We start from the raw sequence: 17,371 nt of genomic DNA on the forward strand, positions 1-17,371 counted from the left end.
TCACCCTTCCTCCTGGTGTTCGAAGAGCGGAGCGAAGACCTCCAGGGCCAGCTCGGCAAAGGGACTTGCCAGGGGGTCGCCATGGCGATGGCAAAGACGGTGATGAGGATCGTCCTCGTCGCCACGCTGATAATCCCCCCCCTGCCAGGCGCTCCTCGCCGACAAGAGAGCGGAAGATTCCTCCGTCCCCCTGGCGACGGCTTCGGCATACTTGAAGGAGGCCTGACCGAAGAGCGGCAGGGGGCGACAGAGCCCCTCCCGGTAACGCCGCAGCAGGGCGGCAAGGAGGGGGCGGGGATTCTCCACCGGGCGAAAGCGAACGATCCGGTCGCTGGCGATGAGCAGGCTCTCCCCACCAGGGTCGGCGGCGGCCAGGAGAAGATGTTCGAGCCAGAGACGCAGCCGATCCCTGGCCTTGACCTTTGCATAGCGGTAGCGTACCAGGGTTCCTTGCCGTCCCCCTTCGATTCGTCCGACCAGGCGCAGGCCGGCCAGATCGAGATCGATGTCGACGGCGGGGTCGGCATCCCCGGGAAGGAATTCCCGCACCCTTCCGGCAAAAGCGAGGGCGCCCTGGCTGAGACGACCATAGAGGACGGCCCCCGGCTCCCCCGGCGGGAGAATCCCGGCACCTGCCATCAGGGGATAACCCTCCGCCAGGGTCTCACCGTCCAAGACCCGGGAGACCAGCTCCTGCTCCAGAAGGTACTTCTCCAGGGAATCGAGGGCGAAGGGCTCGCGGTCCCGGGGAGAAACGGCCACCCCGCCGAGGGTGACGCCGAGACGCTCCTCCAGAAAGAAGCGCGAAGGGTTGTCGAAAAAGCGTTGCAGCTGCCGGAGAGTGACGGTCTCCCCGGGAGTCTCGGAGGGGGGAAGGACCCCGGCGAAGAAAGGAGAGGGCGTCCCCCCACCGGAGCTATGGGCCTGCAGGGCTTTGAGGTTCTCCGCCGAGTAGCTGAAGAGGAGCGGAGCGGCGTCGAAATAGGCGGGGCTGAACCCCTGCAGGCGATGGGGAATCACCACCCGGTCGAGAACCGGTCCCCCGGCAGCCTCAAACCCGAGCTCGACGGCATCGAGGAGTTCGCTGACCACCACCGAGGGGGGAGCGCTGCTGTTGTCCCGCACGCTCTGGCCGCAGTAGCTGATATGCAGATGGTCCCAGGCCGACAGGAGAGCCTCGAGGAAGAGGTATCGGTCCTCGTCGCGCTTGGAGCGGTCGCCGCGCTGCGGATGGGCGGCGATCAGGTCGAAACCGGGGGGGCGGGCGATCCGCGGGAAAGCGCCGTCGTTCATCCCTATCATGGCGATCACCCGAAAGGGGATGCTGCGCATCGGCTGCATGGCACAGAAGGTGACGCCGCCGACGAGAAATCCCGTCTGCTGGGGGCCCCTCTCAAGGCGCTCGGCGACCCAGGTCCGCAACAGGCGAAAATCGACCGCTTCGCCATACCCCGAGGAAGCCTGCAGCCTCGGGAGCTCGCCGAGAGTCTGGTTCAGCAGCTGCAGATCCCGCTCCGTCTCGGGGTCTTCGGCGAAGATCCGTTCGGCAACAGTCGAAAGTGCGACTCCCCACTCGGCGAGGGGACGCCGGGCCTCCAGCGACTCGGCGACGGCGAAGAGCTCGCCGGCAAAGGCGCTCAGGGCCCCGAGGACCCGGGTCTCGCTCCCCTCCACATCGTCGAAGGGGAGGATGTCCCCAAAAAGGCGGCGTCCCTCCCCCGGCAGGGCGTAGCCGAGGAGAAGGCGCTGAAGACCGCTTTTCCAGCTGTTCTCGCCAAAAGGAGGAACCCCCTGGCGTTGCCGATCCTCGGCGTCGATCCCCCAGCGGATGCGGGTCTCCCCGATCCAGCGGCGAACCACTTCGAGATCCGCCTCGTTCAGCCCGAAGCGCCGGAGAACTGCGGGAACCTCGAGGATATCGAGAACCTGGGAGGCGCCAAAACGACTCCCCGGCAGCCCGAGAATGGCGAGAAAGGCCGAGATGAGGGGGCTCTGGCTCCGGAGGCTGCGGTCGGCGATGGAAAAGGGGATTTTTCGCGCCGGGTCGGTGACACCATCGAAGACGGCGCTGATGTAGGGGGCGTACCCCTCGATATCCGGGGTCATGACCAGAATATCCCGCGGCTCGAGGCCGGGGAGACGCTCCAGAAGGTCGAGGAGCTGGTCGTGGAGAACTTCCACCTCCCGCATCGGTCCGTGGCAGGAGTGGACCTGCAGGGAAAGGTCGGCGGCGTCCAGTCTTCTGCGGGGGGCCTCCCGGGGATGGCGCAGGGTGAGGATATCGTCCTGCAGGGAGTGAAGAAGGCTCCCGGCATTCGACTCCCGGTAGCAGGGGACCTCGTCCTCGATCCCGCCGGAGACCCGGCCGAGGAAATCCCGCCCCTGCCGGCCGAGGGAGGCAAGGAGAGGGTTTCCCTCTTCCCAGTGCAGGTCCCCGGAGGTTGCAGCCCCCCCTCCCCTGCGCTCCCGCCCGGACTGCTCCCGTTCGGAAGCGATCTCGTACCAGTATTCACGGCAGGGGTTCATCAGGTAGAGGGTGATGGGGATATGCCGGGACAGGGCCTCAAGGGCTTCGAGGTGCAAGGGTGGCAGATAGGAGATGCCGAAGACGGAGATTCGCGCCGGCAAGGAGGACGTATCGACGCTACCGCCCTTGACGCGCTGCAGAAAATCCCGGCGCAGCGCCGCCCGGTGTCCTCCTTCGCGGCCGCGGACCAGGGCGCGCCACAGGTCCCCCTGCCACCCCCCTCCCCCCTGCTCCTGCCACTCGAGAAGGAGTTCGGGGCGGAAGACGCCGTATTGATCGAAGGTGTCGGCGATACGCCGCGCCAGCTGATACTCCTTGAGATCGCCGGAGGCCTCACCGAGATAATGCGCCAGAGGCGCAAGGGATGCCCCCCCCCGGTCAGCGGAAAAGAGCCCCATCAGACGCAGAGCCATCACCTCCGGCTCGAAAGAGGAATCGAGGGTGCGACCGGGAAGAACCGCCTCGAAGAATTCCTTGAGGATCATGTTGGGAAAAGGATAGCGGGCGTTCCCCCAGACCCCGAGGGTCGACGCCAGGGTCTGGGAAAGCCATCGCTCCATCCCCTGGCTCTGCACGACGATGACTTCAGGGGTCAGTGGAGACAGGAGGGGGAAGGAGAGCTCGCGGGCCATCTCCCGCGCAAGAATTTCCAGACGGTTCGAAGTGAAGAGGCGCAGGCCGGACATCGGTTCCATCCTCGGTCGGTGAAGGGAGAAACGGGAGCAGCCGTTTCGCTGCGGAGGCGCCGCCAAGGTTAAGATATCCGGGGGGAAATTACAACCGTTCCACAGCCCACAGGGTCGTTGGGACCGGGGCCGACGGGGAGGAGAGTCAGCGCTTGCGGTGGATATAACGGAGGAAAATTTTGACGGTGAGATCTTCGGACGTCAGTAAAAAGCTGCTCTCGGGAAAATTCGGCGGTCCGAATAACCCCTGCGGGTCCTTGGATGCGCCATGCCCTTCCCGGGGGATCCCCAGCCAGTTTCTGTCCATCCGCCCATTGTCGTTTTCATCATGATGGACAGTGACCGCATAGATCCCGCAGGGGAGATCCTCGAAGACAACCATCGCCCGGCGATTGGCGATCATCGCCCTGCGGTTGGCGACGGCCTCGGAGGTCTCATCGGGGAACCCCCGGGATGAGCGGAAGACGGAAACGAGGGCCACCCCTTGCGAATTGCGGAATCCGCCGATGGCAACGGTGAGGTTTGCGGTCCCGACGCATTCCCCTTGGGGGGTCGAAACAGGGGCACACGCCCCCAGGAGGGGGAGAAAAAGGGCCCAGCAGAATATCCAGGCACGGGCGATGGCAGAGGCTGCGAATTTGGAAAAAATAATCGGAGACATAAGAAAAACCGGCAATTATTTCTTTCATTTCAGCCGCGGGATGGTAAGTTTTCGAAGTATAAGCTGAAGGGGAGAGACTGTCCAGATCCCTCTGGACTTCCCCTCCCCCAAATAAAGGATGGTGAACATGAAACGGGTCCTTCCGGCACTCCTCCTCCTGCCAATGCTGACAGCCTGCGAGGGGCGAATTCCCCTCTATTCCCCCCGCCTCCCCGCCAGCGAAACCCATCAGTCGGCCCGTTTGGCACAGGACTGCAAGGGGTGCCACGACGTCAGCGCGATACGCCGTCACAAATCCGGCGACGATTGTCTCAAATGCCACAAACTCTCCCAGGGGTATTGAAATGAATTACCGAATCGTCCTCACTCTGCTGGTGTTTTTGCTCCTGTCGGCCTGCGGTCCCATCATCGGTCAGATGATGAAGGCCAGCGAAGGGATCAGCCAATTCGAAGTGACCAGCGGCAGTCTGACCAGCCTGCGCCCCGAAGGGAGCCTCCTGGTTTACGGCCCCTTTGCCAAAACGAGTAAGGCCTTCTACATCAGCCGCGGGGAGGATGCTGCCAACTTTGCCGCCGAACTGCAGGAGCAGGGAGTCATTCAGACCCGCCTCTTCATCGAGCGCGACTTCGACCGCCTCGAGGAAACAGCCAAGGGACTCAGGGACCAAAGCCCGGAACAGATCAAGAGCGACCTCGCCCTGGAGAGACGCCCGGACATCCTCCTCTTCGGCACCATCCTCCACCGGAAAACGATTATCGCACCGGCCCGAGGGGTCATCATGGACGTCGGCTACCGCCTGGAATTCTACGACCTCGGCACCAGAGAATCGACGATTATCGAAGTTTCGATCAAGGATCTGGCCGAAAACTGTATCCCCCGGATCGTCGAAGAAATTGTCCGGCAGCGCCCGTAGAAGACCCGATCTCTCCCGAGGCAGCCGGACAACACCCTGTGGCAGTTGAGCCACAGGGTGTTGTCCGGCTTTTGACCTTTTGAGGAAAACGGTCGCAGCCATGCGCAATTCCTCATAATACCCCTACCCCCTTCCACCAATATTTCCTGCCCCTTACAACTCTCTCCCGCCTGCATCTGCTCCGTCATTTTTCCCGCCGCTGAGAACCTGTCCCCTCCCTCCCCCTTGCCGAAGGCAGTTGACAGATCCCAATAATTTCAGCCTCTTTAACCGCAAAATTTCCCTTCGGCGCAAAAACGGCACCCCTCGTTCGTCATTTCCCCAATCACCCCTGCCCTCCCCTCCTCGCTCCCCCCTTCAAAAACAACTCGTTTTCAGACACTTGGACCACTAACAACCCAGGTAGAGAGAATTTCCTCCTCTCTCGCCTCCCTGTTTTCAATAACTTGGGAAAAGGGCACTTTTTATCGGCATGCGGAATGCAACATGGGCCAACCGTATTCAAAAACTACTGATTTATCGCCAGATTTTCTACAGCACCGGAAACCTCGCCCGAAGAAACTGCCGGCAAGGTTCCGCCAAACATTCAAAAACTGGAGATCGCAACGTCATGAAAACCATCAAACTCACCCTCCTATCCCTATTGCTCGGGCTTCTTTTAGCCCCCCTGGCTTCGGCCCAGAATATCACCCTGCAGTGGGACGCCAGTCCCGAAGCCACAGTCTCCGGCTACAAGATCCACTACCAGGCCGTCTCCTCCGCCACCCCCTTCAGCGGCAACGACGCCCTCGAAGGGGCTTCACCGGTCGACATCGGCGGCGCCACGAGCACGACCCTCAGCGGCCTGCGGGACGACGTCGTCTATTACTTTGCCGTGACCGCCTACGACACCACCGGCGCCGAAAGCGGCTACTCCACCGTGGTGGCCAGCGCCATCCCCACAGCCCCCCCCGCCCCCGGTCAGTGGCTCCCCGAGCTTTACTACCCCGACAACGGCCTGGCGGCGGCGCCGATGCCGGTTCAGTTCAACTGGAGCGAGCCGGCCATCACCACCGGGGTGACTTATACCCTCTACTACGGCACCGATCCGAATCTGGATCCGGGGTCCCTGGCTTCCGCCCCCCTGACCGCCGCTCCGGGGATGGCCCCCCTGACCGCCGGAATCTGCCTCTTCGGCCTGTTCGGTGCCGCCTTCACCCGAAGCCGCACCTTCAGAGGAATGGCCGTCATGGTTCTGTTCGCCACAACCATGTTGCTCAACGGCTGCGGCGGTGGCGGTGACGGCACAGAGACCCCGCTCACCGTCCCGGGGACAATCGTCGACACCACCAACCCTCCGACCGATACCACCAACCCGCCGACCGATGCCCCGGCTCTCTACACCGTGGTCGTCTCCAATCTCGGCGATAATTACTACGATGCCTACGACCTCGAACCGGAGACCACCTATTACTGGAAAGTCGTCGTCGACGACGGAGTCAACCGGGTGGAAAGCCAGCGCTTCTCCTTCACCACCGACGCCCTGTAAACAGGACGTCTCCCTCCTAAAAAAAATCGAGGCCAGGCCCGCTGTGCGGGCCTGGCCTTGGTTTATAGAGACTGCCGACAGAAATTCAACTGGTAGGGAGCGTGTTCTGCAGTCCGTGTTTTTTCATCAGATCATAGATTGTCGGCCGGCTGATTCCGAGCATCTCTGCCGCCCGGAGGATATTGCCGTTCTGTTTGGCGATGGCCGCAGTCACCAGATCCCTCTCCACACGGTCCTTCGCCGCTCTCAGAGTCATCTCGGCGTCATCCCCTGCAGGCGCAGAGGACTCCATGGTGGCGAAACCGAGGTCCTGCGGCTCAAGGAGCGCCCCTTCCGCCATGATCACCGCCCTTTTCACCTTGTTCTCCAATTCCCGCACGTTCCCGGGCCATCCGTAGTCCTGTAACGCCTCCAGGGCGGCGACGCTGAACCCGCGGACCCTCTTTTTGAGGACTTCGGAGAAGCGGCCGAGAAACAGGTTTCCCAGCAGCACGATGTCCTCTCCCCTCTCCCGCAGAGGGGGCAAATTGATGGTGATCACTCCGATGCGGTAATAGAGATCCTCGCGGAAGGAGCCTCCCCGGATGGCCTTTTCCATGTCGATGTTGGTCGCGGCAATGATCCGCGCGTCAACATCGATATCCTCCCGTCCCCCCACCCTCTGAATCCGCTGGTCCTGAAGAAAGCGCAGGATCTTCACCTGCAGCACCGGCGGCAACTCCCCGATCTCATCGAGAAACAGAGTCCCCTTGTCGGCGTATTCGAACTTTCCCTGCACCCGAGCCTGCGCCCCGGTGAAGGAGCCCTTCTCGTGGCCGAAGAGCTCGGATTCCAGGAGATTTTCCGGGATGGCGCCGCAGTTGATGGGAATAAACGGTCCGCACCGACGGCGGCTCTCGCTGTGAATGGCCTGCGCCACCAGTTCCTTGCCGGTGCCGCTCTCGCCGAGGATGAGCACCGGCACGTCGCAGGTTGCCACTTTACGGATGGTGTTGAAGACTGTCTGCATTTCGGGGCAATGACCGAAGATGCCGAGAAACGCAGGCGTGTCCGCCATCATGGCCCTCTGCAGCCGCCGATTTTCGGCCTCGAGCGCCGCCAGATGAAAGGCACGCGCCAGGATGATTCTGAGTTCACCGAGCTCGATCGGTTTCTGGTAGAAATCGTAGGCGCCCAGCCCCACCGCCTTGAGAGCATTGGCCCGCTCCTCGTTTCCCGAAATGACGACGACTTTCACCGCCGGATCGAGAGTGAGCATCTCCCTCAGGCAGCGCAGTCCCTCCTCTGCTCCATCCGGATTCGGCGGCAGACCGAGGTCGAGGGTAACCACCTGCGGCCCCTGCGCCTTGAAGATCGACAGGGCCTCCGTTGCATCCCCCGCAAGCAAAACTCGGTATTCCTTCCCCAGGCCCCACTTGAGCTGCTTGCGGATCTCGGCGTTGTCGTCGATGATCAGTAATTTTTCCACGGTAAATCCTCAATAGCACGCAGATTTTCAGGTAGAAGGCAGATCAAGCGGCAGATAAACAGTAAACTCGGACCCCTGTTCCGGGGCGCTCCGCACCTCGATTCGCCCACCGTGGGCCTCGACGATCTGACGGCACTGGTAAAGGCCGATGCCAAACCCCTTGGGCTTGGTCGTCTCGAAGGGCTTGAAGAGACGCTCACGAAGAAATTTTTCAGCCATGCCGCACCCCTGGTCGCGGCAGCGGATAAAGGCCATGCCATCGGTGCCGACGTCCAGATGCACGGGGCCCTCCCCTGCCGTCGCATCGAGGGCGTTGAGTGCCAAGTTTAACACCACTTTTCCGATTTCCACCCGATCTACAGCGCAGAGAACCGGTCCGCCGGTGAGGGTGATGCTCTTTTTCGGCAGGCCCTCGGCGGATTCGGCGACCAATGCGGCCAGATCGCATTCCTCAAGTTTCAGCTCCGCCTTCTCCTCAAGGTTCCGCAGACGGGCGATCAGCCCCTTCATCTTCGTTACGGTGTTGTCCAGGGTTTCGAGCATTTCTCTCTGGAAATCGGGATCATCCATGTTATTGCGGGCGTTCTCCACCACCAGGGCCAGATTCGAAACCGAGTTTTTCAAGTCGTGCATGACAAAGGCGGACACCTTGCCGATGGCCGCCATCTCGCGAGCCGTTGACAACTGTTCGGCGAATTTGAGGTTAAGGAGAGCCGAAGTCGCCTGCCGGGCCATAACCTTCATCAGGTCGAAATCTTCATAAATGAACATCTCGCCCGGATCCATCGGAGGCCCGAGAAGAATAAAACCTTCAAGGGTCTCTTCAAAGAAAAGGGGGACGCCGAAGTGAATTCCGCCGAGAGACATGCCAGTTGAGTTATCCGAAAGAAGTGCCGGATCCTCTTCCCGGCAGTAAACCCAGCGATGTTTCTCAAGATAGGCTACCAGCGGATTTCCCTTGCGAACCTCACCAGGGGGAGACAGCTCATGGGCCGCGGCACAACGAAAATCGCCACCCTCGGCATCCTTCAGGAACAATGCGGCACCCCGAATGGAGAAGGCGCCGCAAAAGGATGCGAGGATGGCCAGGTGCAAGGCCTGTTCGTCCCGGGCCGAAGTCAACCCTTTGGTAAAATCGAGCCAGTGCTTGCGGTAATCGTACTTGGCTTTGTAGAAATTTTTGTGCAGAAAGACCCTGGCCTTGCGCCGCAACCTCTCCGAAAGAAAAACGACACAAAGAGCAATCCCGCCGAGAAGAGCGATGACGGCGAAAATGGTCCGCTGAGAGGAGACCCCCAGATAGCGCATCCCTTCGCCGGCCAAGCCCAGGCCGATCAGATAGAGGCCGACGGCGACAATCACAATGGAACGGTAGGCCAGGGTTTTCGACACCTGCAACCCGCTCGGCATTCCGCGGCGGATTCGCGAAAAGAACATCAGGGAGACGCCGATAACCATGGCCAGCGACCTGGCCGGCAGAAGCGACATGTCCAGAGACCGGTAGAGGAGCCCCTGACTGTAGTAAAAAACCGAAATAGTCAGCAGGGTCCCGACGCCTAGGAGTTCAAACTTCACCCGCCAGCGATCCGAACGGCCCAGCCCGGTAAACGTCCACTCCAGTTGTACCAGACAGAAGGTGAGGGAAAGGAGAAGCCCAAGGTAAAAGACATACCCGGCCTGCCCCAGAAAGAGGAGGTGCTCCTCGGCAAAATCGGGAGAGATATAGAAGCGATCAAGGTCGACGAAGAGCGCAAAGAGAAGAAAAGCTGGAGTCAGTATAAGAAAAATTCGGGTCGGACGTGGAATTCCTGCCGATCTGTGGTTGCCGGCGAAGGTTGCGCAAAAGGTGAACCAGAAGAGCGGCAAAAGGGATTCGCAAATCAATGACAGTTTTTTCCAGGTCAAGTACGAATCCGGGTTTTTCAGTGCCAGAAAATCGAAGACCTCGAGGAGCGAAAAACAAAGGAGGCCTGCCGCGACGGCAAAATTATTCAAACTTCGTCGCTGGCGCAACAGGACATAGGCCGTATAGGCGGCGGCAAGAAGAGTGGCGAGAGTCAGGGTGACGAGCTGAATCATAAGAGAACACTCGACTCCAAGAAATCAGGTTGCGAGAGAAGAGACTGGCACCCTGCTCTCCTTTTTCTCCTCACCCCACAGGGAAAAGCCCGTATCGCACCAGGTAATATACCAGTTTCACCAACTCTGTTGTCATGACGCGCAAGCGCCGCCCTTTATAAGCTGGGTCTTTCGGAATCGGGAATACGGCAACTTTAACATTTGTTCCGGCAAAAACATGGTTGAACGTCCACAAAGTTCGCCGGGTATGATAATCGGAGGTCACCACCAGCAGGCTGCGGACAGTGCCGTTGGTAAGCACGTAATCTCGCGTGTTCAACGCGTCATAGTAACTGCCGCTTTTGCTAAAATTGAGCAGCACAATGGCCTCATCGGGCACACCCTTTCCCTGCAGGTATTCCCTTGCCCACTCGACCAGGTAAAGATTTTTCTGATATCTCTTCGACCAGGCTCCGCTTACCCCATCATTGGTCAAAAAAATTTTGGGGGCCCGTCCTTGTTGATAAAGTTCAACAACGGCGGGCAGTCTCTGGTAACGGCTCCCCGCCATCACCACCAGCGCATCAGCCTTGGTCATCGGACTTTTTACAACCAGAAACCATTCAAGTACGGCTGGCCCGGTGATATAAGCGCCAACAAGAAGGAAAAAGGTCACGAAAATGACGACAGGCAATACCCGGATTCCTAAGTGTCGATTTCGACCGATCGCTGACATATTTATCGTTGGGATGGCGTCCACATAACCATGCGGCGGCCTGAAAAATAGCGGAACCAGGCAACCAGAATCGCCGCATTGACCGTTAGAAAATAAAGGGGAATTTTTACGATCGTCCGGTCCACGGAGACAGCCTTAAACAACCCGAAAAGGGCAATCGCATAAAAGGCGCAATGCAGGAGAAGAAGGAACGAGTAGGATGGAGAACCCACGGCCAGAAAAATATTAGGAAGAAGAGCCGACAGCAGAAAAAACGGTACCAGCCAGCGTAGCAGCTTGTGACAAAAGTACAGATAGGAGAAGGTTCCGTAGCAAAACGGATTAAGAAACTCCAGGTTGCGGAAAAAGACTGTCAGGCCGCGCAACACCGTGCGGACCTTGCGATCGAACTCTCGTCGACTGTCGGCGATATCGAGATAGTAGCCCACTGCCTCGGGATCGCTCACCCCCCGCAGACCTAGCCGCATACTATTGAGCAACGTTCGGAAGTCGCTCTGCATATCCGCTGAAAAATCCCGACAGACCTCCTTTCTGGCGGCAAAAAAAGAACCGCTCAACCCGACCAGGGAATGGACTTGCGATTCCAGCGCGCGCAACCACATCTCATACCGCACATAGGCCCCTTCCCCTCCCGGGCGCCCATCTTTGCCAATTACGCGATCCACACTGCTGACGCAGCCAACCCCGGGGTCAGCGAAATTAGCTGCAATTTTTTCCAAACCATCGGTGTCCAGTCGCGTCGCCACATCGGAAAAGACCAGCACATCTCCCATGGCCACCTGCACCGCCTCCTTCTGAGCATTTTCCTTTCCGCCTCGACTGGTCACCGGCAGAAGTTCCACACCCCGGCCGGCATACTCTTCGACAATGTCGTTGGTTGCGTCCGTCGAGCCGTCGGAGGCGACGATAACCTGAAGTTTTTCCCGTGGATACTCGAGAGCTACAGTGTTTTCAAGCTTTTCCCGAATACGTTGTTCTTCGTTATACGCGGTGATGATCAGGGTCAAAGAAGGATAAAAAAGCGCTTTGTTGACCACCTTCCTGTGAAATCGGCCTATGAGAACGAGGGTCAGGGGATAGCCGAAATAAGCGAAAAACACCAGAAACAGAGAGATGACAAACAATTCCGGCATCGTAATCATCTCCTTTGTTCGACGGATGCTTCGGTTTCACGGAGTACGGACCGAGGGTTTGAGGCGTCAGCAGCAAGATCCCGATAAATTTGCTCATATTTCTGAGCCATCGCTCCAGCCGAAAAAGCACTCTGCACTTTGTTCCTGGCCGCACGCCCCATGCGTTCACGCAAACCCGCGTCGCCCTGCAACTGCCGACACTTTTCAGCGAACCGACCCGGGTCGCGGTTGGGAAGGAGGAACCCTTCCACTCCGTCCTTAATGACCTCCGGGATCCCTCCCACATTTGGAGCAACCACAGGTAGACCCCAGGCCATAGCCTCCAGAATGGTCATGGGGATTCCTTCGTGCACGGAAGTGTTCAGATAAAGATCCAAACCTTGATAGAAGGAATCCATATCCTCCAGATGCCCCTTAAGAACAAACCGTTCGGCGAGGCAGCTTTCACCTATAGCTTTTTCAAGTGCACCCCGTTCCGGGCCGTCGCCGGCCAGAACAAAACGTATTTCTCCAACGTTCGCCAAATCTTGGGCAATATGAATCATCAAAGGGTAGTCCTTGACCGGGAATAACCTGCCCGAAGAGCCAATGATAAAGGAATCGTCCTCGGCCTTGCCACTGACAGCCCGGGGGACTTCAATACCGTTATGAATGACGGCGACATGCGCCGCGCAAAAACCAAAGTTATCGACCAAAAAGGTACGGATATCCCCGGAGACTGCGACAACTTTCTGGAAGAATCGGGACAGAAGGAAGAAATTTACCTTGGATTTAAGCCGACCGCTCCAGGAAACGGAGTGGTCGTGGGTTTCCGGAAGGCCGTGTTGAGTGGCGATGAGGCATACGTTCGGGTAAAATCGGGAGATCAGGAAGGCAATGAAATTTTCCTTGTATCGGTGAGCATGAAGAATATCGGGAGGGTGCTGAGCAAGGATTTTTCGAATGGCATTGGCGATCTGCAGAAATGAGTGGCGGCTCTCGTCCACAACCTGCACCGACAGTCCTGCGGCCCGCAACTCCATAGCAAGCCGGCCCTCGTTAAGAACAATCACCGTCAGGTCGATATTGCGGAGGGCCCGGAGCTGCTTGAGCAAGTGACAAGCCATCACCTCTGCCCCGGCCCATAGGTCTCCAGAAATCAAGTGACAGACCCGTAGCATAAAGATTACTACCCTTCCAAGGAGAAGAAAAAACTGGGGAAATTAGCAGTTTTTATTCTACCACAGAAGTTACGGATGCCTAGAAAGGCTGAGTGGCGAACCTCAATTACCCCTGGCCTGAAGGTGGGTTGTGGCTATTCGGCAACTCTCTATGGCAAAAAGTGTCAGGGAATTGATACAGGCGATAATTGGTTAATTTTTCGATGAAATTTTCTGCGGGGCTAAACTGGCCAAATCATAAGGGGTGTTGCACTATGCACACTGAGAGGGAATAAAATTCCAATATTGGCATAGGCTTCGCATATTAGACAAAGTAGCGGTCGATCAATAACTTGCGATTAGGACTGGTCACAAGTTCGTAAGGTTTTCAAGATTAATCAGCCGCAATTCATCAAAATTCGTGCTATATGGTTTAATATTGGTGACGGTTCCCCGGTCGATTAAACTTTTCGGGTCACTACTGTCCGGTTAATAATCGAATAAATTCAATTGGTTGATTTCATGAGGGTCTTGAATCTGCTTGAGCGCCTCCGCAACCAGCGATGAAATGGGCTTTTTTCCGAACAGATTGACCTCCAGGATCTGTAGAAAAGTGTAAAGCGTGCATTGAATGCCAAGTTGCCTTTTGGCGATCGCCACCAGCAGATACATGCAAAGGGCTACCCAGATCTGGCTCTTCACCGCATTGATAGAAGTTCCGTAGAACGCTTTGATTCGCAGGTGCTGCTTAATCCATTTGAAAAACAGTTCCACTTGCCGACGCTGCTTGTTGATGTCGGAAACCGTTGTGGCCGCAATCTCAAAATGGTTGGTGAGGAACACCAATCGCTTGTTGCGCCCTTTATCAACATAAAATCAGTATACTTCTGGCACAAATATGAGCATGTCTCCTACCCCATCCCAACCCCGAGGATTCGCAGTTATTCTGCCATGCGTCTAAAGAATTCTCTCAAAATGAACGAAAAACTCCAAAGCACCCATAGGAACATAATAAAGTGAAAATTTCTGGCGCCCATCTTGCTAAACACACCAACCAACGCCTCAGCATAGGCAAGCACTAGGGTTCTACCTAAATGCTAAAAAGACCGGAGGATAAAATGACAAAAAAAATTTACATCACGTTTTTAATGATTTTGCTGCCCCTTTTTTCAGCCATATCTGCTGCAAACGCACTTGAATTATTCAGTGATAGTTTTGAGTCTGGTAATTTAACCCACACAACAGACGGAACAGGTTGGGCTGGCTCGACATATACATCCGTTGTCCCTGGGGAAGGAAGAACAGGCAACTACGCACTTAAATTTCGTTTTATTGGCTCTGCGGCTGGCACTGACGCACACGCCGAACAAAGATTTGTTCTTGGGTTTGGTCTAACAGATATTTATATTCAATATTATATAAAATTTCCATCGAATTACCTTCATCGCATTGACAGCCCGAGCAATAACAAATTCATAAGATTGTGGACTGAAACCTATAGTGATGTTGGCCAAATCGGGGCATCGGCTATGAGAGGCAATTTATCAAATATCTTTGCCGAAGCTCAACAATGGGAATGCGGCCCCATAGGAGAAGGGAATTTAACCACTTCATGGAGCCTTACACCAAGCGATCTTGGCAAGTGGCTACGCTTTGAGTGGCGATTCAAGCCCGACACTGGCAGCGGTAATGGAGCTATAGAATTTTGGGTTGATGGTATCAAAAAATTCTCTTATACCAATCTCAACTTATGTGACGCCCCATATTTAAAAAATGGATATTTAATGGGCTGGTCAAACTCAGGGTTTGCTGAACAAACTGATATTTATATAGATGATGTAACTTTTTCAACAAATTATATTGGTGAAAAATTACCAAACGTAAAATACATCTCTCCACCTGATAATCTTGAAGTAATCTCAACTACAAGCAACTGAATATTTTTTTAAAAATTCTCTCAGAATTTATGAAAATAAACTCAGTACTGTATAGAGTTTTTCGCTTTTTTCGGCAATGCCTCTGGTCAGGTTAGATTGCTTCGGTCACCATCCTCGACTCCAGTTCATGTACGGCAGATTCACATTGCAAGTGCACCACTTTGGGCTTCCGCGAAAACTTCCTGGGGAGTCCGGTAGCCAAGGCACTTTCTTGGCCTGTTGTTGAGCCGATCTACGGCCTTTTGCAAAGCCGTTGCTGATATGCGTTTAAAGTTAGTTCCCTTGGGGAAGTAGAAGCGTAGCAATCCATTGGTATTCTCGTTTGTCCCTCTCTGCCAAGCTGCGTAGGGGTCGGCAAAATAGACCGAGAGCCCTGTCTTGGTCTCCAGATCTTTGAACTGACTGAACTCCTTGCCGTTATCCAGCGTCAGCGTCCGGCATAGGTGCTTCGGCAAATCTTGATAGACTGGAATTGCCGCTGCGTTGAACGTGTCGGCTTTGCGATCCGCCAAGAGAGTGGCTATGAGATACCGACTCTTGCGCTCGACATGGGTGGCGATAGCCCCGATCCCTTTTCGGCCGAGAACCAAATCGCCTTCCCAATCGCCAAACCGACAACGTTGGGCAACCTCCTCGGAACGTTCCTCGATGCCGACTCGGCCAGGGATGAAGCGACGTCCGGCCCCGTAGCGTTTCTGCCGCCGGCGATACTTGCGTCTGCGACGCAGGTGCTGATACAGGCTTCCGCCCTGACCCGCATCTTGAGACACCCAGCGGTAAATTGTTTCGTGGCTCACCCGCATCCTTTCGTCATGCGGATGGTCGGCACGCACCCGGTCTGCGATCACCTCGGGGGGCCAGTCGCTTCGTAGCTTGTCCTCAACATATTTGACGAGGGGCGCATGATTCTGGCGCCGGTAGCTTCTGGCTTTGTGCCGTTTTTTCTCGACCATTGGGTCGATGACGTAATACCAGTAGACCCCACCTGGGTAGGTAGGCCCGTTGCGCTTGATCTCCCTGCTGATGGTCGTGTGGTTTCGGCCCAGCCTGCGGGCGATTTCCCGGAGGCTGTATTTTGCTACCTTCAAATGACTGATGACATACCGTTCCTGAGGAGTAAGATGCGTGTAGGGCATGGTGGGATCCTTTCTGGTGGGATGGTTGCTCGCACTTCCAACACTACCAGAAACCCCATCATGTCCTGCTTTTTAGCCAGCCTCGCGGGTGGTGCACTTACGAGTTGAATCTACCTACTCTTACCAGGTCCATGTTCAGAAAGCGTTTCGATCCCCCCTGAGTCCCTGCAATATGCCGCAGTCGGGCCTCGCACAGCATCAGCGCCGAGTGTCTCCATCGGGGAAGGCGCTGACAACTTTGGTGCACCAACGGATTTCCTTCATGATCCGTTCTAGTGGCCCGTGCGGTTAGTTCTTTCTATTAATTCTCGTATGTGATATATTGCCGACTATGGCACGCACACACGAAAAATTCGAATTGACAGCAGAAGACCGGCAGGCTCTCGAAGCGCTGCTTCGGTCTCCTAAAACGGCGCAAAGTCTTGTACTGCGGGCCCGGATTGTTCTGCTTAGTGGCGCAGGACAGACCGTGGAAGAGGTGGGCGCTTCGCTCGGCACCTCCACGCGCGCAGTGTACAAGTGGCGCAACCGTTTCAACACTGAGGGTCTTGATGGCCTCAACGACCTGCCGCGCTCCGGTCAACCCAAGAAGCTCTCAGCGGCTAAAATCAAGGAGGTTTTAACCTTCACGGTGGAGCGCATCCCCAGGGAGGCCACCCAATGGAGTGTGCGCCTCATGGCCAAGGCTGCCGGAATCACCACCTGGCAGGTCCGGCAGATATGGGAAGCGTCCGATCTCAAGCCGCACCGTCTCAAGACCTTCAAAATCAGCAACGATCCTGAATTTGCTGAGAAGGTCGTGGATGTGGTCGGCTTATACATGAACCCTCCCGACAATGCCCTGGTGCTGTCGGTGGACGAGAAAACCCAGATTCAGGCTCTCGATCGCACACAACCGATGTTGCCTCTCAGGCCCGGTCAAATCGAGCGCCGCACCCACGATTACAAGCGCCACGGCACTACGAGCTTGTACGCTGCCTTTGACATCCTGACGGGCAAGGTCATTGGCCGAACGACGAAACAACACCGGGCGAAAGAATTTCTCGATTTCCTGCGACAGATTGATCGCTCAACCCCCAAAGAGCTGGACCTGCATCTGATCTTGGACAACAGCAGCACCCATAAGACGCCGGACGTTCAGAAGTGGCTCACCGCCCATCCGCGATTCATTTTGCACTTCACGCCAACCAGCGCTTCGTGGCTTAACGCCGTGGAAGGCTGGTTCTCGCAACTGGAACGCCAGGCCATTTACCGGGGCGTCTTCACCAGCGTAGGGGAACTACGCGACGAGATCCACCGGTTCATCAAGGTTCATAACGCCGAGACTGCAAAACCGTTCAAATGGTCCAAAAGCGCAGCCGTGATCATCGATTCAGTTGAAAGAGCAAAGAAACAAATTAATGAACAGGACTAACCAAACAGTACACTAGGGCGTTATTGGTGTGGAT

Annotated in this window: 13 protein-coding genes and 2 pseudogenes; 5 read left to right on the top strand and 10 right to left on the bottom strand. The window is 56.5% G+C overall.

Features of this window, described 5'->3' with window-relative positions:
- Positions 1–3,213 (bottom strand): exodeoxyribonuclease V subunit gamma, encoded by a 3,213-nt coding sequence (gene recC, locus DSOUD_RS10125; RefSeq protein WP_053550897.1) that lies wholly within the window; start codon positions 3,211–3,213, stop codon positions 1–3.
- A gap of 145 nt (positions 3,214–3,358) precedes the next feature.
- Positions 3,359–3,874 (bottom strand): DUF2141 domain-containing protein, encoded by a 516-nt coding sequence (locus tag DSOUD_RS10130; RefSeq protein WP_157671830.1) that lies wholly within the window; start codon positions 3,872–3,874, stop codon positions 3,359–3,361.
- A 127-nt stretch (positions 3,875–4,001) separates the two neighbouring features.
- Between DSOUD_RS10130 and DSOUD_RS10135 the strand changes: the two genes are divergently transcribed.
- The 3 genes from DSOUD_RS10135 to DSOUD_RS10145 all read left to right on the top strand — a co-directional run bounded on the left by DSOUD_RS10135 (position 4,002) and on the right by DSOUD_RS10145 (position 6,316).
- The gene (locus DSOUD_RS10135) at positions 4,002–4,217 is read left to right on the top strand and encodes a hypothetical protein (RefSeq protein ID WP_053550899.1); all 216 of its coding nucleotides are present in this window, start codon (positions 4,002–4,004) and stop codon (positions 4,215–4,217) included.
- Position 4,218: 1 nt separating this feature from the next.
- Positions 4,219–4,788 carry a hypothetical protein gene (locus tag DSOUD_RS10140; protein WP_053550900.1) on the top strand — a complete coding sequence of 190 codons (570 nt, stop codon included), beginning with the start codon at positions 4,219–4,221 and terminating at the stop codon, positions 4,786–4,788.
- Positions 4,789–5,398: 610 nt separating this feature from the next.
- Positions 5,399–6,316, top strand: a complete 918-nt coding sequence (locus DSOUD_RS10145; RefSeq protein WP_053550901.1) for a fibronectin type III domain-containing protein — start codon at positions 5,399–5,401, stop codon at positions 6,314–6,316.
- Between the two features lie 85 nt (positions 6,317–6,401).
- Here the strand turns inward: DSOUD_RS10145 and prsR are convergent, their stop codons facing one another.
- The 6 genes and pseudogenes from prsR to DSOUD_RS10175 form a co-directional block, all read right to left on the bottom strand.
- Complete coding sequence (gene prsR / locus DSOUD_RS10150) at positions 6,402–7,784, bottom strand: PEP-CTERM-box response regulator transcription factor (RefSeq protein ID WP_053550902.1); 1,383 nt, start codon at positions 7,782–7,784, stop codon at positions 6,402–6,404.
- Between the two features lie 27 nt (positions 7,785–7,811).
- Entirely contained in the window at positions 7,812–9,863 is a 2,052-nt protein-coding gene (gene prsK / locus DSOUD_RS10155) for an XrtA/PEP-CTERM system histidine kinase PrsK (RefSeq protein ID WP_053550903.1), read from the bottom strand.
- A 70-nt stretch (positions 9,864–9,933) separates the two neighbouring features.
- Entirely contained in the window at positions 9,934–10,536 is a 603-nt protein-coding gene (locus tag DSOUD_RS10160) for a YdcF family protein (protein ID WP_053550904.1), read from the bottom strand.
- Positions 10,537–10,580: 44 nt separating this feature from the next.
- Positions 10,581–11,711 (bottom strand): glycosyltransferase family 2 protein, encoded by a 1,131-nt coding sequence (locus DSOUD_RS10165; protein WP_053552362.1) that lies wholly within the window; start codon positions 11,709–11,711, stop codon positions 10,581–10,583.
- A gap of 5 nt (positions 11,712–11,716) precedes the next feature.
- Positions 11,717–12,871, bottom strand: a complete 1,155-nt coding sequence (locus DSOUD_RS10170) for a glycosyltransferase (RefSeq protein ID WP_082351200.1) — start codon at positions 12,869–12,871, stop codon at positions 11,717–11,719.
- Between the two features lie 468 nt (positions 12,872–13,339).
- Positions 13,340–13,723: pseudogene (locus tag DSOUD_RS10175) on the bottom strand (transposase); the annotation flags it as partial.
- 245 nt (positions 13,724–13,968) lie between these two features.
- Here DSOUD_RS10175 and DSOUD_RS18470 point away from each other — a divergent pair.
- Positions 13,969–14,787, top strand: coding sequence for a heparin lyase I family protein (locus DSOUD_RS18470; RefSeq protein WP_157671831.1), 819 nt, complete (start codon positions 13,969–13,971; stop codon positions 14,785–14,787).
- Between the two features lie 140 nt (positions 14,788–14,927).
- Here the strand turns inward: DSOUD_RS18470 and DSOUD_RS10180 are convergent, their stop codons facing one another.
- Together DSOUD_RS10180 and DSOUD_RS19170 are read right to left on the bottom strand one after the other, a co-directional pair.
- Complete coding sequence (locus DSOUD_RS10180; RefSeq protein ID WP_053550906.1) at positions 14,928–15,923, bottom strand: IS30 family transposase; 996 nt, start codon at positions 15,921–15,923, stop codon at positions 14,928–14,930.
- Positions 15,924–16,020: 97 nt separating this feature from the next.
- Positions 16,021–16,199 (bottom strand): annotated as a pseudogene (locus DSOUD_RS19170) (IS256 family transposase); the annotation flags it as partial.
- Positions 16,200–16,254: 55 nt separating this feature from the next.
- Between DSOUD_RS19170 and DSOUD_RS10185 the strand changes: the two are divergent.
- A complete protein-coding gene (locus DSOUD_RS10185; RefSeq protein WP_053550907.1) occupies positions 16,255–17,337 on the top strand; it encodes an IS630 family transposase in 1,083 nt (360 codons plus the stop codon).
- Positions 17,338–17,371 lie beyond the last annotated feature (34 nt).

The organism is Desulfuromonas soudanensis, from assembly GCF_001278055.1.
GTDB classification, from domain to species: Bacteria; Desulfobacterota; Desulfuromonadia; order Desulfuromonadales; family WTL; genus Deferrimonas; species Deferrimonas soudanensis.